Genomic DNA, 22,572 nt, shown 5'->3' with positions numbered 1-22,572 from the left:
GAAACGAGCGTGTGCTGCCAGAGGATGGCACCGTCGTTTACACTAGTCAAAGTATAGTAAAACCTATTTCCTCCAAAAAAGCAAGCGCCCTTGATGCGACGGGCATAGCTTGGACTTAAATGCAAAAAGCGAAAGGATATTCCTTCCGCTTCGACTGTATCCATCCGACCTTGGCACCAGGTAATGCACCTTGGACGTAAGAGCCCCTGAGAACTCTTTGTTCATCGTATGTCCCCGGGCGATTTTTGACACGGTTTGTTGCCTAATTATATGAAAAAAGGCAAGTGGCTCATGCGCTCATGCACTTTTATTCATACAATAGTTCAGCATGGTCCGTCGGGAGGGGAAGCCAAGTTTGGACACCACCGCTTTTATCCGCTTGCTGCAGGATACGATGGCTTGCACGGACTCCACGACAGTAAAGCGAATTATTCGTTTTCAGCGTGCTAGCGACTACCGATATTTCCTACAGCAAATGCCCCACATCACTTCGTCGTCATCGCCGCAAAAAAAAATAAGACAAATGCCTATTATACAAGGAATTTCTTGTCGGCTGCCTGCCGAGGAGACACTTGAACGTTTCGCAGGACACGTATGGATTGAAAAGGACTGCAAAATCAGTGTTCATTCTTCAGCCCAAAAGTCGATTATTGTTGATAAAGGAATCCCTTGGGGTGTAAATCAGATCAAAGCTCCGCTGGCCTGGAGCACTACGACCGGCCATCGCATTAAAGTTGGGGTCATCGATACAGGCGCTGACTTCAACCACCCCGATCTTCGTCATTCGCTCTCCAGAGGCATCAATCTGCTCAATCGCAGTATGCTGCCCCACGATGACAATGGTCATGGGACGCATATTGCCGGAACGATTGCAGCAGCTAACCAACTGCAGGGTATGATCGGCGTAGCTCCACGTGCGCTGATCTCGCCAATCAAGGCCTTCGATCACAATGGGAGCGCCTTCGTTTCTGACATTATCCTCGGAATTGAGTGGTGCATCCGAAATCAAATAAATGTCATTAATATGAGCTTTGGAATGAAAACCAAAAGCAAAGCGCTGCTTGGCGCGGTCACTAATGCTCACAATGCAGGAGTGATTATTGTAGCTTCATCCGGCAATGATGGGAAGCGTCGCTCTGTCGACTATCCTGCCCGCTATCCTCAGACGATAGCCGTTGGCGCTACGAACAAGCTTCACCGAATTGCTGCATTCAGCAACCGTGGTGCGTACATTGATGTATACGCCCCTGGTGATAAAATCGTATCCGCATGGCTTCGCGGCAAATATAACGAAATGAGCGGCACCTCCATGGCCACCTCTCATGTTAGCGGAGCGATTGCCCTCTTGCTTGCGTATAAGCCAGACCTTACTCCAACTGAAATCAAGTCCATTATTAAACGTTCCGTACAGCCCATAAGAGGCAGCAAAGCCCGCCGATCGGTCGGCGAGCTTGATGTGATGCGAATGATGCAAGCCGTGGATAAAACATAAATCCACGGCTCCTCTCTATGATATTAGAATTACATACGCTCAGGAGCAGATACGCCCACAAGGCGCAGCACATTAGCAATCGAGAGACGAACGGCCCCGAGCAGTGCCAGCCGTGCCTGTGATTGCTCAGCATCGTCTGTAATGACGCGCTCCGCACGGTAGTAGCTGTGAAACTGAGAAGCCAGCTCATAAACGTAACGAATGAGTCTATGCGGCGCATATAGGGCAGCTGTCTCTGATATTTCCTGCGGCAGCTCGCCAATTTTGCGAAGAAGATCATATTCTCCCTCTGCCGTCAGCTTACTAAAGTTAATGCTGTCCGTAGACCCCAGTACAATTCCTTGTTCCTCTGCTTGTCTAAAAATACTGCAAATCCGCGCATGCGCATATTGCACATAAAACACCGGGTTTTCATTGGAGGTAGAGATCGCAAGGTCCATATCGAAATCGAGATGGGAATCCATGCTCCGCATAGAGAAGAAATAACGAATGGCGTCAATGCCAACCTCGTCCATCAAATCCTGCATCGTTACCGCCTTGCCTGTACGTTTCGACATTTTCATTTTTTCGCCGTTCTGGAACAAGCTGACCATTTGGGCAATCAGTACCGTCAATTTTTTCGGATCGTTGCCTAGCGCCTCCATTGCAGCCTTCACGCGAGGGATATAGCCATGGTGATCAGCACCCCAAATATTGATCATTTGATCAAAGCCGCGGCCGTATTTATCACGGTGATAGGCAATATCGGGCGTCAAATAAGTGTATGAGCCGTCATTTTTCACAAGAACGCGGTTTTTGTCGTCGCCGAAGGTCATCGTTGACAACCAAGTCGCCCCTTCTTCCTCGTATACATGCCCTGTCGCTCTAAGCGCAGCAAGACCTTGTTCAACGAGGCCGCTCTCATAAAGTGAAGTTTCGCTATACCAAACATCAAAGCCTACGCGGAATCTTCCAAGATCCCGTTTGATCTTGTCAAGCTCCCGCTCTAGACCAAACTGACGAAAAAATGTAAACCGCTCTTGGTCTGGAAGCGCTAGAAGCTTGTCCCCCTCTTGCTCCACGAGCAGCTTAGCGAAGCCGATGATATCCTCGCCATAGTAGCCGTCCTCTGGCATTTCTGCTGCTTGTCCAAGCTCCTGACGGTAACGAGCTTCAATAGAAACAGCAAGGTTCTCTACTTGTTTCCCTGCATCATTGATATAGTACTCTCTTGTTACATCATAGCCGGCATAATCCAGCACGTTGCACAATGCATCGCCAACTGCCGCCCCTCGAGCATGTCCAAGATGAAGACTGCCTGTTGGATTGGCGCTGACAAATTCGACTTGCACGCGTTTGCCGTTGCCATCCAAAGTACGTCCGTAGTTTTCACCCGCTTCAAGAGCAGCACCCACAACTGGATAGAGATAGCTGTTGTCCATACGGAAGTTAATAAATCCTGGTCCTGCGATTTCCGCAGATAGAATAGAAGCCTTCTTCTTATCTATATTGGCGATAATTGCTTCGGCGATCTGACGAGGGTTCTTCTTCGCAAGCTTTGTTAGCTGCATAGCTGCATTTGTCGCCAAATCACCATGCGATTTATCCTTTGGCACCTCTAGGACGAATGCTGGGAGCTCTTCCCGTTCTGCTAGGCCTGCTGCTACTGCAGCATCTGCGATGGCAGCCTTAACCTGTTCATACATCTTCTCCAGTACATTTTCGTTCATGAATTAAGTTCCCCCTGTATATGGAGCCGTATATGGAAACGACCCGACATTTGATCATTTACGTGAAGCTCATATTCCCACTCTAGCGTAAAGGGTAGCTGCGCAGGCAATAGATCCGCTTCTGCTTTCTCGCCGCTATCACTAGGCACTTGCAGAGAAAGCAGCTGCGTTTCTGTTTCAAGCACAAAAGACGTCATACTCGATTGATAGCGGCCAATCCGCTTCTGCCCTTGCACGAACAGCTGCTCCGACTCAATGGCGCCCCGTCGCATGATGGACAGCTCGCCTTGCCGATATTTCAATAGCGTGCGCACCTCGCCAGCCTTCGGATCACCCTCTACAGCAGGCTCGCTGTAACGGATAAAAATCGACTTCTCCTTACGAAACCATTCACCCTCGTAGGTATGAATGTGCGAGCTTCCGTCCTGCATGCTCTCCAAAGTCATTCGCACTTTCCTGCTATCATTCATAATCGTACTCCTGTTATCAGTCTAATCTTATGTAACTACTATATACAGGAAGGCTATTAATTTCAACGCTAGAGCAAGCTTAAGTTACTGTATAAGGCACAATTACACGCCAAGCCTCCACACGATCTTCAAGTGTTCGCATACGCGGAGTCGGAATAGGACTGGACGATGGGAGCTTGAGCGTTGCAATGTTCTTGAAGCTCTCGTGTCCGCGATAAAACTTATAAAACGTATCGTAAGCCTTGCTTCCGTTAAACGCGAAGCAGCGCAAGGAAGGATACTTTTCGACCAGCTCAGGAAGCTTTTGCGGTACTACTCCCTTGATATTCACATCCAAGCTTCCTTCACGCTCACAGGACTCAATGACATCCCATAGCGCCAAGCGATGCTCCTTTAAGAAAGCAAGTCGGTTCTCATATACAGGATCTGGGTCAGAGTCATTAAACAATCGATATATAATCCGCCACATAAAGTTCTGAGGATGCCCATAAAATTGTTTATGCTCAAGCGATTTCACGCTTGGCGCTGTTCCCAGTATGAGTACCTGCGCGCGTTCATCAATCACGGGTGGAAATGAATATATACGCATCTAGTCAGCTCCTTCGTACGTTTTGTCTGCAGCCATTGCGACTTAGTATGAGTATAATTAACCCCGCAGCATACGCAATAAACGCAGATTGCCTTTGCTTAACATGAAAAGGCCTCGCCAATCCGGATTTACCGATTGGGCGAAGCCTTTTCTTCTTAAAGTCTATAGGTTTACTTCAAGAAACCAAGCAGCATTTCACGAATAACCTTTGCCGCTACGATTTGAGTTTGCTCCGTAGGATCATAAGCTGGCGCAACCTCAACTAGATCAAAACCAACAATATTCACGCCCGAACGAGCTATAGCATGAACGGATTCAATAAGCTCCTTCGACGTTATGCCGCCCGCTTCCGCTGTACCTGTACCAGGCGCTGCGGATGGATCAAGCACATCAATATCAATCGTCAAATACACCGGACGGCCCTCAAGCGATGGAAGCACCTTCTTCAGCGGCTCCAATACCTCGAACGGGTGGAAGTTGATGTTCTCGCGCGCATATTGCCATTCCTCGCGGGAGCCTGAACGGATACCGAACTGGTAAATGTTCTGTCCGCCCATTAGCCCCGCTGCTTTGCGCAGCGGCGTAGAGTGAGACAGCGGCTCGCCTTCATACGACTCGCGCAGATCGGCATGAGCGTCGAAGTGGATGATCGCCAGATCAGGATGCTTCTTGTACACCTCTTGGAAGATCGGCCAAGAAACGAGATGCTCGCCGCCGAGACCAACGGGGATTTTGCCGTCATCCAGCACACCGCGAACGAACTCACCGATAATTTCCAGACTGCGTGCTGCATTGCCGAAAGGCAGCAGCAGATCGCCCGCATCGAAATACTCGATATCCTCTAGGCTGCGATCGAGGTAAGGGCTGTATTCTTCAAGTCCAATGGACACCTCACGGATGCGAGGCGGACCAAAGCGTGAGCCTGGACGGAAGCTAACCGTGAAATCCATCGGCATGCCATAGATAACCGCTTTGGAAGCTTCATAGTTTTCTGAGCTCAAAATAAAAACATTGCCTGAATATTTTTGATCCAATTTCATGAGGGTTGTCCTCTCTTTCCTATAACATAGCCGCTGCTTACTTTATGAGATCTTCAACGAATTTAGGCAGCACGAATGCTGCTTTGTGAAGACGCGGCGTATAATATTTCGTATCGATTTCTGGAATCGCTGACTCGTCCACAGCTGTTGGGTCGTACTTTTTGCTGCCCATTGTGAACGTCCATAGACCGCTTGGGTATGTTGGGATATTAGCGCCGTATACACGAACGATCGGGAATACTTCCTTCACGTCTTTGTTAACGCTTTGGATAAGATCAGCCTTGAACCAAGGGTTGTCCGTTTGTGCAACGAAGATGCCGTCTTCCTTCAAGGACTCATAGATGCCTTGGTAGAAGCCCTTCGTGAATAGGTTGGCAGCAGGACCAACTGGCTCCGTGGAATCAACCATAATGACGTCATAAGTATTCTTATGATCATGAATATGCATAAATCCGTCGTTTACGAGCACTTCAACACGCGGGTTGTCGAGCTCGCCAGCGATGGATGGCAAGTATTTCTTGGAGTACTCGATAACTTTTCCGTCAATATCGACAAGAACAGCCTTTTTGACTTTAGGGTGCTTCATAACCTCACGAATAACGCCGCCGTCTCCGCCGCCTACAACAAGGACGTTCTCAGGATTCGGATGCGTGAAAAGAACAGGATGCGCAACCATCTCATGGTATACGAATTCATCCTTGACCGTGGTCATTACCATACCGTCAAGCACCAGCATCGTTCCGAACTCTTCCGTTTCGATCATATCAAGCTGTTGAAAATCCGTTTGTTCATTTACGTAAGTTTTAGTAATCTTCGCCGTAATGCCGAAGCTGTTGGTTTGTTTTTCCGTATACCATAATTCCATGTCGTAAAATCCCTTCTTTCCTTCAATCGTTCAACCTGTATTATAGTAAAATTATCTATTCACCACAAGTAGTCCGTGAAGTCCGCATATTAAGGTTTTTTATTTTTCTTGATCATGGATAGGCAGTGTAATTTCAATCCATGTTCCCCAGCCCAGCTTACTACGTATGCGGAACTGATGCCCGCTGCCATACATTAGCTGCAGCCTTTTGTACGTATTGAACAGCCCGATATGCTTCGTTTCCTTCTCCGCTGTAATCATTTGCCTTAGCTGCACCAGCCGCTCCCGCGTCATGCCTACACCCGTATCAATGATCGCAATATGCAGCTTGGCACCGCGCCGCTTGATCTGAACCTTTACATACCCAAATCTGTTGCTCTCCTTGATGCCATGGTAAATCGAGTTTTCGAGCAACGGCTGCAACAACAGCTTTAAGACCTTATAATCCAGCAATTCCTCATCATAATCCCAAACCATATGGAACTTGTCCTTGTAGCGGATTTTCATAATCTCAATATAATGTTTTGTATTCCGCAGCTCTTCCTCCAGCGTAACCCACTTATTGGACGAGCTTATGGCATAGTGGATAACCTCCGATAGATAATCGAGCATTTGGCTCACCTCGTTCTGTCCACCCGTAAGCCCAATCGCCTTCCAAAAAATCGTCCGCAGCGTATTAGCCATAAAATGCGGATTGATATTAGACTGCAGCGCCATCATTTCCATCATCTGCAGCATATATTTCTTCTCGGTCAGCTGGATCTTGAGAGCGCTGCGCTCGACGAATGACTTGATCATGCTTTGCAAAATAAAACTGTATTCGTCCGTCACCTTCTCTGGCAGCCGCGGGATTGGCCTCCCATTCTCCGCATTGTCGATCGTCTGCAGCACCCGCAATATATTCCGATGATTCCGTCTGGAAATGTAATAAGTCAGAACAAGCCCAAGCACCAGCGAAACAAATACAAGCGTCACCGTAAGATAAAGCAGGTTCGTGGACAGCTGGTAGAAATGGCGACTCGGTGTAACCGAGATATACTGCAAGTCATAGATTTCCGATTCCAGCATAGACACCACGTAGCTCTCTCCCGTAACCTTGGACTTATACCGCTGCGATTTCGTTAAATCGAGCATAGAGATGCTCCTCAGGTCCACATGAGAGACATTTGTCGTAGCGAGAATCTCCTTCTCCCCATTCATCATGAATACCAGCTGCTGCGGCTGGTAAAGCAGCTTTTCCATGGTCGACTCCAGCTCATTCATCCATATATTGGCTACCATATAGCCTTCCGTCTTCGTCAAACCCGGCGGAACGAAGCGCTTATACAATGTCACAAGCTCCGTTTCCTTACGGTCGAAGGAGTAACGCTTCATCGTACGGCGCTCGATATACAAATCCTGCTTCTTCTGCTTCATAGCCGTAACCGTAGCATACCAGGAAATATCATTGTAGTTTTTGAGGTTGATCCTTCCTTCATTGGAAGCGAGGAAATGACCATTGGCATTATCATAATATAAATATATCGAGTGAATATGCGGTCTGATACTGGTCGGCGCATTAATGATCCCCATAAAATGGTTAAAGGCTTCAATGTCGCTGGAGCTCGCTTCATCCCCTGCCAGCAGCGAGCGCAGTCGCAAGATGAGCCTTGTGTTATAGTTCAACGTGTAATGCACAGAGTCCAGCTCGTTGAACATCAACTCCACCGTGCTGCGGGTTTGCTCCATCATCTTATAATTACTGGTGTTAAGCTCTGTTTTGATATAGCTCAAGGTGGTTACAATGGAAAAACCGCCCAGTATAATGAGCGGTATAAGCAGCGGTATAATGAAACGAAGCACGTTTTTTACAAAAAAAGATTTTCTCATCGCCCATCTCCAGCTCTAGCATTTCTACTCTTCCTGCTCTTCCTTCCAGCCCTTTCGGTTCCGGTAATCACGCGGTGTCATGCCGTAATAATTTTTGAAGGCTCTCGTAAAATTAAACGAATTGCTGTAACCGACCCGGTCGCTAATTTCATACGTCTTATACTGGATATCCTCGAGCAGTCGCGCCGCCTCCTCCATTCGGACCGTGGTCAAATAATCGGAAAACCGGATACCGGCGTGTTTTTTGAAAAACTTGCTCAAGTAATCAGCATTCATATGCACCTGCTGCGACAGATCCTCCAGCGTAACATCCTTGTAATGCTGCAGGACGTAATCCTTGACCATTGTAATGACCTTCTCAGGAAAGCTGCCGCCCAGCTCGGGCGTCCCCTTAATCTCCTGTATCGTGATCGTGCTGTCGAGCTCCTCCTTAATATTCGTGAATGCACGAATAAGCTCATTGTAGTTCGTTGATTTCAAAATATAGCGTCTCACACCTGCTTCAAGCGCCTTCTGCGCATATTCAAAGTCCTTGAATGCACTGAAGAAAATGATTTGGATGCGGGAGTATTTGGCGTTCAGCTCTGCCGCTAGATCAATTCCGGACATGACGGGCATGCGGATATCGCAAAGAATGACGTCTACCTCGTTATTTTTTATAAAATCATAAGCTTCCTGCCCGTTCTCGGCGTCTCCAACGACATGGAAACCGATCGAGTCCCAAGGAAAATATTTGCACAGGCCGTTGCGAATTTCGTAATCATCGTCTGCAATCAGTAGTTTGTACATCATGACCTCCGAATTCATCTCTGGCGAAGTGTGAGTGCCTCTACGTATTTAAAGCGTTTCCATTTTTAGATTAGCGCAATTAAATCATGTCGGTCAAGCGTTAAATAAGGTGCCTCCTATCCTCAAACGCCGCAATATATCTTAACCCTACAAATATATTCTTTAATCGACACCCTCTTCAAACGGGTTGACCAATGATTGTTTTTATCCGTTCTCCTTCGTTACATTTCGCTCCGCTTGCTGTTACGCTTGAAATGATATTCAAACCGCATTCCCTAGGAAAGGACAGTTTCTATGAGCAATTATTTCCCCTTAGAAGAGAGCATATATGACCGACAAGGAAGCTGCGTCAACAAGGTAATCGGGACAATCGCCAATCAATACGTCGCAGCTACGCCGCCAAACGGCTTCACTTTCCGAACCATAAGCGCAGACAGCTTCAAGCAATTGGAAGATGGCCGCTACGACATGAATTTGAACCACAAGTTCCCCGAGCGCCAACTGGGAGAGTACGGATATGCCTGCGCTCTCGTCCAGAGTGAGGAAGGAAGCGATCTTGAACTTTCCTTAAGCTGCTACGGACCGGTGAGAATCTATTTGAACGGCAGACTTTTCTATAAATCGACCGTAGCAGATGACGTTAACATTCTGAATCAACGGCTCCTGCAGACACAGTTGAAGAAAGGATGGAACCTTTTTTTCATCAAAATGATTAAAACCTCCTCCGGCTTCGGCTGTGTCTTCGGATCTAGCAATTACAAGTGGTTTCCGGTACATGCACTCTCCCCGTTTGCCGAACGCTCAGGCAGTGGCGGATGGATCTATTCCAGCTCTGAGATAGACGTATATCCGGAGGAAAAGCTGCCGATGGCCCGCTCTTCAGAGAAAGATTTGCCGTCTGAGTGGCTTCCGCGGCTAACAGATGGCAGCAGCCAGGACTGCGACTTTTCATCCGTATTTGGCATGCTGCCGGGTCAATCCGCCTATGCGTGGAGCAGCTTTACAATAAGCGGTCATCAAGCCGTTTCTTGCACACTAAGCGTAGAAGCTCCCGGTCCTGTTCAACTATGGGTAGACCATGCGCTTATACTGCAATCCAAGGGAGGCCGCTTTGACGCTGCGGTTGCATTGTCCCCCGGCGAGCACACGGTGCTGCTGCTATCTACTTGCGGTGAGGTTGGCTGGAGAGTTTCCTTATCTGTAAGCGACGGATTCACAACATACCTTTTGAATGCTCCACAGCAAATCAAAGGTGTATCGCAGAGCTGGATCCTTCTGGGTCCATTCGAGAGCAGCACATATGCCGATGCCGGTACGGAACCCTTTCCTACGCTGTACCGCTTATTCGAGTCTGGTTCTTCTGGAGATAGCGAATCATTGTATTGGCGTACACCGGGCATAACGAACGGTTATATCAGGCCCTATCTAGAAAACGAACGCTTCGCGAAATGGAACTATCCGCTTGGTGTTACGCTGTATGGCCTGCTTCAGGCTGGGCGTACGCTGCAGCGTGCGGATTTGCATGACTATGTGATAGCGCATATTTCCGAATGTACCCAGCTTTATTCCTATTCCTTATGGGATCGCGAGCAATACGGTGCTCCCGCAATCAATCACCAGCTCGTTGAACTTAATATGCTCGATGATTGCGGCTCTTTCGGCTCGGCCATGCTCGAAGCTTATGAAGATACGCAGGACGAAAGTTTTTTGCGAATTGCCCATACTCTTGCTGACTATATCATGAACAAGCAGGAACGCCGGGAGGACGGCGCTTTTTACAGGCTGCGGCCCGGAGAATATCAGGAGAATACGCTGTGGGCGGATGACCTATACATGAGCACACCATTTCTGACCCGGTATTATAAACATACCGGCAGCGAAGCCGCCATCGCGGATGCCGCCAAGCAGTTCCTGCTTTTCAAAACATACTTATACATGCCCGAGCAGCAAATCGTATCTCATGTTTATGATTTCAAGTACAATACGCCAACCTATGTGCCATGGGGACGCGGCAACGGCTGGGTGCTCTTTTCCCTATCCGAGCTGCTCGCTGTCCTTCCGGAATCACATGAGCATCGCAATGAGCTACTCCATATGTTTAACGAGCTTGCTAGCGGTTATTTGAAGCTTCAAGGCGATAATGGACTGTGGCATCAGGTGCTTACGGACCCCTCTTCGTACGAGGAAACCTCCTGTACCGCAATGTTTGCATATGCCTTCAGTCGTGGCGTACGCCTCAACTGGCTTCAAGACCCATCCTCCTATGCGAGTTCAGCTAGCCGCGCGTGGGAGGGTCTTACCAAACATTCTATTGATCAAAAGGGAAATGTTTACGGCGTATGCAGAGGCTCCGGCTATTCCTTCTCCACCGAATATTATCGCGATGAGCTGAATTGGATACTAAACGACACGCATGGCATCGGCATTGTCATTTTATGCGGTGTCGAATATGAGAAAATGCTCGCTTCACTTTCCTAGCATTCGCCAGAAAGAGCGAGAACAAGAGACTGCCCTCCCAGGGCAGTCTCTTGTCGTCCATATTGTCAGCTGCTTTGTTCGCTCCACTTCTCATCCTACGCAAGGTGAAACCTATACTTTCCTATATATCAAAGAAGGAGGCCACTCAAGCAGCAAAGCTGCCCAAGAAATGCCTCCTTCTTCCATACCGTATATACCGTATACCTTATGCCTCTAATGAACCGCTTAACCCTTCAATCCCGTCGTGGCTATGCCTTCCACGAAATATTTTTGCGCAAAGAAAAATAGAAGCACGCAAGGAACAATCGCGACGATAGACATCGCCATAACCTCATTCCACTTCGCGGCAGAGCTGATATCCAGCGACATGCGAAGTCCTAGCGCCAGCGTATATTTCTTCACACTGTTAATATAAATGAGTGAGTTGAAGAAATCATTCCATGTCCAGATAAACTGAAAGATCGCTGCGGAGAATAATGCCGGCTTGCACAGCGGCAGCAGAATCCGTGTCAGCACCACGAAGGAATTGCAACCGTCAATGGTTGCGGACTCGTCCAGTTCCTTCGGCAGGCCTCTGAAAAACTGAACAAGCATAAAGATAAAGAATGGATAACAGGCAAACAGTGCCGGGACCGTGAAGGGCAGGTAGCTGTTCAGCCAACCGAGCTCGTTAAACAAAATATATCGCGGAATAATAATAACCGCATTAGGCAGCATCAGCGTCGAGATCATAACCGCAAACAACAAGCCTTTCAGCGGAAACCGAAAACGCGCAAAGCCATAAGCGACCAAGACGCTGGACCCCAGCGTGAACAAGACGACAGGCACAACCATTTTAAACGTATTAAACAAAAACACGCCGAATGTAAATTGCCCACTGCCTTTCCACCCCTTGATATAGGAGTCCCATACGATTTCCTTAGGTAACAAAGCTAGCGAGCCGAATATTTCATTATTCTCCTTGAAGGAGGCAAAAAACAGCCAAATAAGCGGAAATACCATAACAAGCGCAAAGATTGCCAGAAAGAAATGACTGCCCAAATAGCGAGTGCGGAGACTTCCATTATTCATTTAAAATCCCCTCCGTCCTCGTAGTGCGTCCAATATTTCGATGATTTGAATATAATCAGAGTAACGACCAGGATGACCAGGAACAGCACCCACGAAAGTGCGGAGGCGTAGCCCATCTTGAAAAACTTAAAGCCTTCGTCATACAGCTTAAGCGCAAACAAGTAGGTCGAATTCATTGGTCCGCCGTTTGTAATGACAAATGCGCTCGTGAAATCCTGGAACGCATTGACCAGCTGCATAATAATATTGAAGAAAATAATCGGTGTCAGCAGCGGTACCGTAATCATAAAAAACATGCGAGGTTTGGATGCCCCGTCTACGCGTCCCGCCTCATACAGCTCATTCGGGATTTGTTTCAGCCCTGCCAGAAACAAAACCATGGAGGAGCCGAATTGCCATACCGCCAGCAGGCTCAGCGTGAACAGCGCTATGTTCGGACTGCCCAGCCAATCGACCGGAGGCACATGCACCTTAGCGAGCAAGCCATTAACGAACCCTTCCTTCATGAACAGAAAGCGCCACAAAATCGATACGGCGACGCTTCCTCCCAGAATCGAAGGAAGATAGAACAAAGTGCGGTACGTATTGACTCCGCGAATGCTGACGTTTAGAACAATGGCCACCAGCAGCGCGAAAATCAGCTTCATGGGCACCGAGAAGAAAACGTACACAAGCGTCGTTATCATGGACTGGTAGAAGTTGCTGTCCTTCGTAAACATATCCACATAGTTGTCCGCTCCTATAAAGCTCGGCTTGTTCGTAATGCTATAATCCGTAAAGGAATAGACAAAAGAAGCCCCAAACGGATACAGCTGGAAGACGAGAAAGCCGATTAACCAAGGTAAAATATACAGTAGGCCTACATATTGCTTACTCCACTTTCTAGTCCTTATGTTCACAGTCTCACCTTGCTTTTCAATAGAATTCTATTTCAGCTCTTTGAATTTATCCTCTACGCGTTGAATCAACTGATCAGCGCCCTTCTCTGGCGTCAGGTTGCCGTAGACTACTTTCTCGCAAATATCCCGAATAATGTCCGCGATTTCCGGCTTATTTTGCACAATTGGCGGTGAATTCATCGGGTCTTTAAGCGCATTGTCGACCATACCTGCGACGTCTGGGTCAATGACATCCGCTTCAACCAAGGCTTGCATGGCCGCTGCCGATGTCGGCACTGAGCGGGTATCAAGCAAGATCAGCGCTGCTTCCTTGCTGTTCAGCAGCCAGTTGATAAATTTAACGGATTCTTCTGCGTTTTTGGATTTTTTGTTTACAGCCAAAATCATGGATGGCTTGAATTTCACGGCAGTCGATTTTCCATTTTCCGCAAAGATAGGCATTCCAACCGCAAACTTATCTTCACCTGCAGCAGACTTGTACTTCGATACTGTAGATGACCAATCCACCGTCATACCGACTTCCCCGTTCACCCATTTCGGATTCTGTTCCATCTTGCTGGTGAATAGTGCCGCATCGCCAAGCGGAAGCGCTGCGCCGCTGTCGAACAATTCCTTCATCATGGTTAGCGCTTCCTTGATATCCTCTTTGGAAGCGGTGATAGCCGGAGCGTCAGAAACCCAGTATTCGCCGTTCTTAGAGTACAGGTACTCCCCTAATACAAATTCGCCCAATCCACCCGTCGTCGTCCCTGGCTCTATGACAAATAGATGATTTCCTTTGTTTTCAGCGTTGATTCTGCCGCCTTCCTTAATTAATTCCTGCCATGTCCATTGCTTGTCAGTCGAGAGACCGAATTTGTCGAAGAAGCCTTTATTAATCATCGTTCCATATCCGTTAGTGCCCATAGGCAGTGCTACGAGACTCCCATTAAATGAGGTGTACTCCTCCAGTACCGTTTGCGGGAACTGCGAGCGGTCAACCTCGGGCTCGTTGTTCAAGTCTACGAAAACATCGCCCTGTGCCGAGAGATCCGGAAGCCATGGATAATCCAGCTGCATAATGTCTGGCGCGGAATTGCCGGCAATCTGCGTCATGATCTTTTGCTGGTAGCCATCATAACCCTGATACTCGCCTTCAATAGAAACATGCGGGTTGAGCGCTTGGTAGGCATCAATGGCAGCGAGCGTCGCCTGATGCCGCGCATCCGAGCCCCACCAGGAAAACCTCAGATTTACCGGTTCCTTCTTGTCCTCAGGCTTGCTGCTCTCCGTTGTATTCGGTGATGCTGAATTCGTTACTGCCGGACTGTTGTTGTTCCCTCCGCAAGCGACGACCGTAGTCGCCAGTGCCGCCAGCAGAACCCCCGTGCCAAACAGCTTCCCCATTTTTTTCTTACTCATTGCTATTCCTCCCCTTAGTCGTTGAACTTGTATTGTAAGCACTTTCACAGTAGCGCTACTAAAAAGATATCATCCTGGCTTTGAAATAAATACGACGCTGATCCGAGATAAACTATCCATAGACTCCCTAATCTGGCGGACCTCCACTAAGGATAGCTTTCGACCATTGAAGATATAGCATCTGCAAGTTAGCAAAATACAGCATTCTTCTATCCATTTTGTGTTTTTCACCCTATGGGCTGCCGTCTTTTCCTATCCTTCCTCGCTTGCAGCCATATCAATGATTGACTTCGCTTTAAGATAACAGATTCAAGATAGTTTATCTCAAGCGACAAGCGTATTCATCCAAGCATCAACATGATACCTTCAATGGGGATGACAAAGATATCTCTATTGAAAGGGAGGGGAACGTGAAAGAAGATCGAGAGCAAGGACGGCGGCAGCTTCATTTAGTCTTATCTTCATCTTCCACATTTGTAAGCGCGTTCAATATCTATCTTAAATAGGAGGGGTCTCATTGATTAAGAAACGCTTTGCGAAAAAGTTCGTTAGCTGCATCCTCATTCTCGCCATGCTCCTGCCCGGTATGCAGGTATTTGCAGCTGCGGCTACCAGCACCCAATCAGGCAATAAATGGACGCTGGAGAATGATATAATCCGGACCGAAATTGAGTTTACGGATGAAGGCCGTCTTCAAATCAACAGCTTCTTCAATAAACCCGCAGGAAAAGAGTATTTGCCACAAGGGCCGGAGCTTAATCGATCCTCCCTGTTCTCTTACAGCTATCGCCTGCTGGAGAACGAACAGACTGGCAAAGAAGCAATCGGAGCCGTACAAACGCTGAATGCCAGCGATAGTGGCTATTTGCTCGGTACGCCTACCGTGCAGAATCTTTCGATGACGACGGAAAAAGGCGTCAACTCTATCATTGGAAAGCGGTTAGAGCTTCCCGTAACGAAGGACGGCATCACGATTACGCTGTCTTTTGAAATCTATGACGGCAACGCTGGCCTGAAGTATCAAACGTACATCCGCAATAACAGCGCAGATAAACGGCTTCAAATTACGGCCTCCGACGTCCTCAAGCTGGACATGCCGGACGAGCCTAGAAACCTGCACTATACCTGCATTACCAAATGGAAAAGCACAACCAGCGGCGTTGACCAAGCCGACTGCGGCAAAGCAAGCGAAGATATCAAAGTACTCATCAATCTCTATCAATCAGGTGACGGCTTCTATATCGGGCCGGAAGTGAACTCCAAAACGCAGGTGTACAGACGGGATCCAAGCGCACCTGATACAGGACAAACGTATATGGCCCGCGCTTTTGCAGGCATCAGCGCCTTTAAAGGCAAACAAGTCACCATATCCACCAATCCGGAAGCGCTGCAGCTCGTCTTGTTTCCACAAGAACAATTCGAATATATTGCCGTCAATCTTACGGCCTTCACTGGGGATATTGTAGATGCTAAGATGGCCGTTGAAGAGCATCTGCGCACCCGTTTCAAGTACAATCACACCTCCACTATTTTGAACACGAACGACTGGCAATGGGGAAATGGCAAGCGCAGCGAGGCATTCTACAAATCGACCGCCGTGCCAATTACGAAGCAAGCGGGCTTCGATATGGTCATGTTTGACGATGGCTGGAACAACGCTGACAGCAACGGCACGTCGCGCGATGGCGTAACGCCTCTCCCTTCCTATACGGACAATATGAACCGCTTGGCCGATTATTACAAAAACGAAGGACTGCTGTTCGGACTCTGGTATTCCTTGTCGGGCGGCTACCATAATCGAGGCAACGACCTCGCAGATCCCGCCGTTATTGCAGCCAAAAAGGAAAAAATCCAGTATATGATCGACAACTATCATCTTGTTCATCAGATGATCGATCTTACTCAGTTTTGGCTAAATGACGAGGTTACGGATTATTCGCATCCGACCGATAACGTCTACCGCAAAAACGTTTTGTCCAAGGATCTCATGAACGGCATTGTTGAGGTAAATCCGGAGTATAAGGTCAAATATACGACGGAGGTGGACATTTGGCCCTCACAGGGCGACCGCTCCAACGAGCTGCTCCATGTCATTAACAACGGCTGGACGACCTCTTCTACCGAGTACGGCGAGACATTGGATATTTCGTTGTTCGGAGGGCAGTTCGGCCATCTGCCACTCAATTCGGTTTACTTCAATTCCGGCAATATGAGCACAGGCGATATGTCGAGCTTCTATAAATACATGTTTGCGAGAAATATCAAGCACGGAGCTTCTCCTGATACTTGGAGTGCAGCCAACATCGAGCTTGCGGGCAAATTCAACGCTTGGCGGAAATCTCCGCGGATTCAAGCTCTGACGGACACGATCATTCGTCCGGTCTATACTGGCGAGGGCTGGGACAGCAATGTTGCAGCGAACTGGAATCAGAACGCTGGTCCTTACGTGCTCATGCACGTATCTGAGAGCAAGGACCAGGCGCTCATGATTGCAACAGGCGGCGGCAAGCCCGGCGCAGCAGCAGTTAATGTCAATCTGAGATGGCTGGACAAGAACAAATCCTACTTGGTGGAGGACATTACGCTGGATGACACCGGGATTGTCTCCTATCGGTTCAAGGGGCTGCTGACGGGCGAACAGCTGAAGAGCTTCAGGATTGATCTCGATGAAAATACGACCAAAGGCAAAGCTTACTGGATTCAGGAATTTGCGGATCAGCCTTACCAAATGCTGTATGCGGACGAGAATGTACAGGATGCGACGCTTACACTGGACGGCAGCTTGATTAAACTTTCCGGAACCGGAAAAGCAAACAGTTCAGGAAAAATCATTGTCTATGGCAAAAATGAAAATGCCGCTATGGCGGTTACGGTCCATTTTGACGGAACAGGCACCGGATCACTCGTCATTGACCAATTCGAATCCACGGATGATATATTTATCCCATCCCTGCCTTCTTCCGCTACTTATATAGCGGCTGATTTGTTCGATCAAGGGAAAACAACGCTGTCTGGCGGAACACAGACGAAGGTTGCGGGCGGTACTACGCCTAATACATCTGCGTACGGCCTTAACTTTACTTCTGCTACTACAACTGCTGGCAGCTATATCGAATTTGCCGTTAACGTGGCGAAAGCTGGCGTCTATCAGATACAGATCGCCTCCAAGGTATCGACTTCAAGAGGCATAGGCCAGTGGTATATTGAAGGAAACAAAGCAGGAGCAGTCTGGAATCAGAACGAAAGTGAGAAAATCAAATTCCATGACTTGGGCACAGTGACCTTCGCCAGCCCAGGTGAGAAAAAATTCCGTTTCCAATTCGAGGGAAGCTCAAACAGAGTGTTGAATATAGACCGAATCGTATTAACCTCTGTATTAACAGAGCCTAGCCCTTCTTATGAGGCAGAGAATGCCAGTCTGATTGCAGCTTCAACCGGAGCAAGCGTCACTACGGCTAACGATCCGGGCGCAAGCGGAGGAAAATGGGTAGCTGGAGCGATGCCAAGCGTTGGCGACAGCGTCTACCTTACCTTTGACGTTCAACAGTCCGGCACCTATCTCGTGACCGCCGCGCATCTGCTTGGCAATGAAAAAGGCACAGCGCAATTGCTCATTAATGGCGAGGCTGTTGGCGAGCCCTACGATCAATATGCTGCGGCTCCCGCATTCCAAGAGCACACTTACGGCAGATACACATTCCCTGAGCCGGGCAGCTATATTTTCGCCTTTCAGGTAACAGGCAAGCACGAAGCGTCAGCCAAATATGATATATCCATTGATAAAATCAAGCTCGAAGCCGTACCGCCGCGCATGGTCATCACCGGAAGCACCGACATGGAGGTGGGTGAGCAAGCTGCGCTTCAAGCAAGAGCAGAAGGTATCGCAGCCTTGTACACAACGGGTGATTATGTGAAATGGATCATCGCGGATCAGCAGCCTGCCGCAGGCACAGGCCGAGTCGTATCGCTCATTCCAGACGGACTGTCCGCTAAGGTTCTTGGTGTGAATGCCGGAACTGCCAAGCTGAAGGCGATGAGCACTGTCAGCGGCGAAGTCGCTGCCGAGGTAACGATAACGGTAAACGGAACGGTCATCGTTCCGCCGCAGATCACTAACGTAGCCGTAGATGGCGATCGCGTGGTCGGAAAACCGTTAACAGCCAACATTTCTTTCATTAAAGGCGACAAGGAAGCTAATTCGGACGACTTTGAATATGTATGGAACCGCAGCGGCTCACCTATCTCAGGTGCTAATGGGAAGTCCTACATCCCAACCAAAGCGGATCTGGGATCAGAGATCAGACTTTCGGTTATTCCGGTCGACGTCGCCGGTACACGTGGCGCTTTCGCCGAAAGTGCGCCTGTCTTCGTTGTAGACGCACCGGAACAAGCGCTGCCACAAGCACTGAATGTGAACATCGAGACCGAAGCATCCGGCACCGTTGTGGGACAGGCGGTTACGGCCGTCTACGACTATTACCATGCTCTCGCAGAGGCTGAGCAAGGTACAACTGTTCAGTGGTACACCGTTAACGACGGAGATTCGGAGAATAGAAACATCATCCCTGATGCCACGAAGCTCAACTTTACGCCAACCGCAGAGATGATCGGATACTATTTGCAGGTCGAGATCACGCCTCGCAGCGCGGCTCAAGAAGGAACGCCGATCACGGCGCTCTCAGCCGGCCCCGTTCTAGCAGCACCTGTAGAACCGAGTCCAAGCCCGAGCAGCAGCCCAACGCCGGCTCCGACGACAGCACCGACACCTGCGCCAACTACAGCTCCAACAGCAAAGCCTGAGGAGGAAAATCTCTCCTTCCCTGGCTTCAAAGCCGAAGAATTGCTCATTTCCTCGACTGGCGTCGGATTAAGCAAACGAAGCGGCACAGCATTCGTCAGCGGTTTTCCGAATCGTACCTTTATGCCAGACAAAGCGATTACAAGGGAAGAAGCCCTGACAATGCTCTACAATCTGGTTGCGAACGGAGACAAGCAAAACGTGAATGCGGCAGACAACCCATTCCAAGACGTCAAGGCCACGGCCTATTCGCTCCATGCAATTCTATATTTTGCGAATAAAGGAATGGTCTCCGGTGTTGGGGATGGACGCTTTGCCCCGACCAAGTCCATGACAAGAGCGGAGCTTGCCAAGCTGCTCTCCACTTTCTTGACAGGCAAGGAATCCTCCCCTGCTCCTTCATTCAAAGATGTTCAGGGACACTGGGCAGAAGCAGCTATCAAGCAGCTCGCTGGCGAAGGCTTGATGGTCGGCTTTGAGGATCACTCTTTCCGCCCTGATGATGAACTAACCAGGGCGCAAATCGTCGCCGTTCTTTGCAGGCTTCTCGGAAGGGAAGCAGGAGCAAGCGATGACCAGACAACGAACACCTTTACAGATATGAATGCCAACCATTGGGCCTACGGCTATATCTTAGAGGCTGCCCAATAATCAGGCGGTAAGAAACTAAGACAAAAAATTTAAGAGGCGGCTGCCTTCCGGCATTTAAGCGGAAAGCAGCCGCCTTATTTTATGAGAGTTTTCTATAAATGCTGGCTCACGATGAATAGAGGGCTCCTCATTTTTCCATACTAAGGAAAAGTGATGTTTTGCAACGAAGGGAGCCCGCTCCATGAAAAAGCCATCCACAAGACCGGTCAAGAATCGTCGCCTGCCAGTCTTTCCGATTATAACCGAGAGGTTCCTTCCTCAAATTTTGAAAATAAAAAGTTGGCTTCGCTGGACAGCAGCTGCTCTCATCCTGTTCCTGCTCGTTATCGTAGGCACACTAATCTATTTGCGCACCCAGTCACTCCCTGTCGCGGCGATCAGTCAAACCTCTCAAATGGTCGACTTGCACGGAAATGTCATTGATACGTTCCATGCGGGAGAAAACCGCCGCTCTGTACAGCTATCGGACATTTCTCATTATGTCATTGATGCTACCTTAGCGATTGAGGATCGCCGCTTCTACGATCATCGCGGCTTTGATATGAAAGGTATGGCCCGCGCGGTTATGGTAAATGTTCAGAGCTTCTCGGCAAGGCAAGGCGCAAGCACGCTCACGCAGCAGCTGGCACGCAATCTCTATTTGACGCATGAGCGAACATGGCAGCGCAAGATGAAGGAGGCCATGTACACCGTGCAGCTCGAGATGAGCTACTCCAAGGATGAGATTCTCGGCATGTATTTGAATCAAATCTATTACGGACATGGCTCCTATGGCATTGAGGCCGCAGCGATGATGTACTTCAATAAGCATGCCTCGGAGCTGACGCTTGCCGAGAGCGCGATGCTTGCCGGCATTCCGAAGGGTCCTAAATATTATTCACCCTATATGAATATGAAAAACGCCAAGGACCGCCAGCTGACGATACTGCAGGCAATGCTCGAGGGCGGCTCCATTACAGCTGATCAGGCAGATGCCGCCTATGCAGAGATTTTGAATTTAGAGGCGCTCGGATCAGGAACGCAGGAAGGCTTTGCGCCTTATTTTCGTGATTATATCCGTTACATAGCTGTCGACAAGCTTGGAATTAATGAGCATTTGCTCAACGAAGGCGGCATTACGATTTATACGACGCTGGACCCCACTGCTCAAGCGACGGCTGAGGAGGTCATTGCCAAGGGCATTCCCGAAAGCTCTGAGCAGCAAGCGGCGCTTATTGCTATCGATCCGCGCAGCGGCTATATCAAAGCGATGGTTGGCGGCAGAGACTATAAGAAGAACCAATACAATCGTGTTTTCGCCAAAACACGTCAGCCCGGCTCCTCCTTCAAGCCGATCCTGTATCTAGCTGCTTTGCAAAGCGGCTTCATGACTCCGGTATCGCGTTATATAAGCGAGCCAACGATATTCACCTACGATGAAGGACGCAAAACGTATGAGCCAAGTAATTATGGCGATAAGTATACGAACGATCTGATCGATATGCGTCAAGCACTGGCGAGCTCTGACAACATCTACGCGGTCAATACGATCATGACCATCGGCGCCGAGAAAGTTATCGATGCCGCTAGAGCGCTCGGCATTGACAGTCCTATGCAGCCAGTACCCTCGCTCGCACTTGGCACCTTCCCGGTCAGCCCGTTCGAAATGGCGTCTGCCTTTGGCATATTTGCTAGCGGCGGCATCCATGTCGAGCCGATTGCGATCATTCGTATCGAGGATCGTAAAGGCCAAGTATTATATGAAGCGAAGCAAAAGACCGAGCAGGCGATCACTCCCGCGGAAGCTTATGTCATGACCAGCTTAATGGAGAGTGTATTTGATGATGGAGGAACAGCCTCGCGAGTAGCTTCTATTATCAAGCGCCCGGTTGCCGGCAAGACAGGCACAACACCAACTGATGCATGGCTGGTCGGATATACGCCTGAGCTTGCGACAGCTGTATGGGTCGGCTATGACAAGGATCGAAAGCTGACTGTTGCAGAGGCCTACCGTGCCGCACCGATCTTCGCCAAGTTTACGGAACAGGCATTAGCCGCTGTTCCTCCGAAGATTTTCAAGGTTCCCGAAGGGGTCGTCAATGTTTACATTGATCCTACGAGCGGCAAGCTTGCCGAGGGCAATTGTCCCAACAAACGGCTGGAGTCCTTCCTAAGCGGCACTGAGCCCACTGAGGTTTGCGGCGATCCGGCTGCTGCGGGCGAGGATGCTAACAGCAAAGACGAAGATGCCAAAAACGCTGGACGCCGTACCTGGTGGAGTGACTTGAAGCGTTGGTGGACAGACTAACGGTGCAGGTACGAGCTTGGATGATGAGGTGATGCTGCCGATCCTATTCATCTATAATGGCGACTCTTGCACAATTTTGTCCGTTTTATGATCAAATAGTGAATATTCTTTGAACAAAAGTGTGGAGTTGTGGTATAGTAAACATAAGAAAACACTTACAATTG

General features: G+C 48.9%; 14 protein-coding genes. 4 read left to right on the top strand and 10 right to left on the bottom strand.

The window, feature by feature from the left end:
• Positions 1 to 355: 355 nt before the first annotated feature.
• The gene (locus MHI37_RS00810; protein ID WP_076337871.1) at positions 356 to 1,492 is read left to right on the top strand and encodes a S8 family peptidase; all 1,137 of its coding nucleotides are present in this window, start codon (positions 356 to 358) and stop codon (positions 1,490 to 1,492) included.
• A 29-nt stretch (positions 1,493 to 1,521) separates the two neighbouring features.
• Here MHI37_RS00810 and argS read toward each other — a convergent pair whose 3' ends face one another.
• From argS to MHI37_RS00775, 7 genes are all read right to left on the bottom strand, one after another.
• Positions 1,522 to 3,201 carry an arginine--tRNA ligase gene (gene argS, locus MHI37_RS00805; RefSeq protein WP_076337870.1) on the bottom strand — a complete coding sequence of 560 codons (1,680 nt, stop codon included), beginning with the start codon at positions 3,199 to 3,201 and terminating at the stop codon, positions 1,522 to 1,524.
• Positions 3,198 to 3,671 (bottom strand): DUF1934 domain-containing protein, encoded by a 474-nt coding sequence (locus MHI37_RS00800; RefSeq protein WP_076337869.1) that lies wholly within the window; start codon positions 3,669 to 3,671, stop codon positions 3,198 to 3,200. Before MHI37_RS00800 ends, argS begins: the two co-directional genes overlap by 4 nt.
• 79 nt (positions 3,672 to 3,750) lie before the next feature.
• Positions 3,751 to 4,260 (bottom strand): DNA-deoxyinosine glycosylase, encoded by a 510-nt coding sequence (locus MHI37_RS00795; protein ID WP_076337868.1) that lies wholly within the window; start codon positions 4,258 to 4,260, stop codon positions 3,751 to 3,753.
• Between the two features lie 170 nt (positions 4,261 to 4,430).
• Positions 4,431 to 5,300 carry an agmatinase gene (gene speB / locus MHI37_RS00790; protein ID WP_076337867.1) on the bottom strand — a complete coding sequence of 290 codons (870 nt, stop codon included), beginning with the start codon at positions 5,298 to 5,300 and terminating at the stop codon, positions 4,431 to 4,433.
• Between the two features lie 37 nt (positions 5,301 to 5,337).
• The gene (speE, locus tag MHI37_RS00785) at positions 5,338 to 6,165 is read right to left on the bottom strand and encodes a polyamine aminopropyltransferase (RefSeq protein ID WP_076337866.1); all 828 of its coding nucleotides are present in this window, start codon (positions 6,163 to 6,165) and stop codon (positions 5,338 to 5,340) included.
• A gap of 99 nt (positions 6,166 to 6,264) precedes the next feature.
• Positions 6,265 to 8,034: a sensor histidine kinase gene (locus MHI37_RS00780; protein WP_076337865.1), complete on the bottom strand. Its 1,770-nt coding sequence runs from the start codon at positions 8,032 to 8,034 to the stop codon at positions 6,265 to 6,267.
• Positions 8,035 to 8,058: 24 nt separating this feature from the next.
• The gene (locus tag MHI37_RS00775; RefSeq protein ID WP_256710590.1) at positions 8,059 to 8,826 is read right to left on the bottom strand and encodes a response regulator; all 768 of its coding nucleotides are present in this window, start codon (positions 8,824 to 8,826) and stop codon (positions 8,059 to 8,061) included.
• 291 nt (positions 8,827 to 9,117) lie between these two features.
• Between MHI37_RS00775 and MHI37_RS00770 the strand changes: the two genes are divergently transcribed.
• Positions 9,118 to 11,301, top strand: coding sequence for a glycoside hydrolase family 88 protein (locus tag MHI37_RS00770; protein WP_076337863.1), 2,184 nt, complete (start codon positions 9,118 to 9,120; stop codon positions 11,299 to 11,301).
• Between the two features lie 225 nt (positions 11,302 to 11,526).
• Here MHI37_RS00770 and MHI37_RS00765 read toward each other — a convergent pair whose 3' ends face one another.
• From MHI37_RS00765 to MHI37_RS00755, 3 genes are read right to left on the bottom strand one after another with little or no spacing between them, the layout of a single operon-like run.
• Complete coding sequence (locus tag MHI37_RS00765) at positions 11,527 to 12,372, bottom strand: carbohydrate ABC transporter permease (RefSeq protein ID WP_076337862.1); 846 nt, start codon at positions 12,370 to 12,372, stop codon at positions 11,527 to 11,529.
• Positions 12,369 to 13,271, bottom strand: coding sequence for a sugar ABC transporter permease (locus tag MHI37_RS00760; RefSeq protein WP_256710589.1), 903 nt, complete (start codon positions 13,269 to 13,271; stop codon positions 12,369 to 12,371). The genes MHI37_RS00765 and MHI37_RS00760 overlap by 4 nt, the downstream gene beginning before the upstream one ends.
• Before the next feature lie 27 nt (positions 13,272 to 13,298).
• Positions 13,299 to 14,672, bottom strand: coding sequence for a sugar ABC transporter substrate-binding protein (locus tag MHI37_RS00755; RefSeq protein ID WP_076337860.1), 1,374 nt, complete (start codon positions 14,670 to 14,672; stop codon positions 13,299 to 13,301).
• Between the two features lie 517 nt (positions 14,673 to 15,189).
• Between MHI37_RS00755 and MHI37_RS00750 the strand changes: the two genes are divergently transcribed.
• Positions 15,190 to 20,121: an S-layer homology domain-containing protein gene (locus MHI37_RS00750; protein WP_076337859.1), complete on the top strand. Its 4,932-nt coding sequence runs from the start codon at positions 15,190 to 15,192 to the stop codon at positions 20,119 to 20,121.
• 181 nt (positions 20,122 to 20,302) lie between these two features.
• Positions 20,303 to 22,408 (top strand): PBP1A family penicillin-binding protein, encoded by a 2,106-nt coding sequence (locus tag MHI37_RS00745; protein WP_076337858.1) that lies wholly within the window; start codon positions 20,303 to 20,305, stop codon positions 22,406 to 22,408.
• Positions 22,409 to 22,572 lie beyond the last annotated feature (164 nt).

Source organism: Paenibacillus sp. FSL H8-0548 (assembly GCF_038630985.1).
Classification (GTDB): domain Bacteria; phylum Bacillota; class Bacilli; order Paenibacillales; family Paenibacillaceae; genus Pristimantibacillus.
This window is presented reverse-complemented; position numbering and strand designations above follow the sequence as displayed.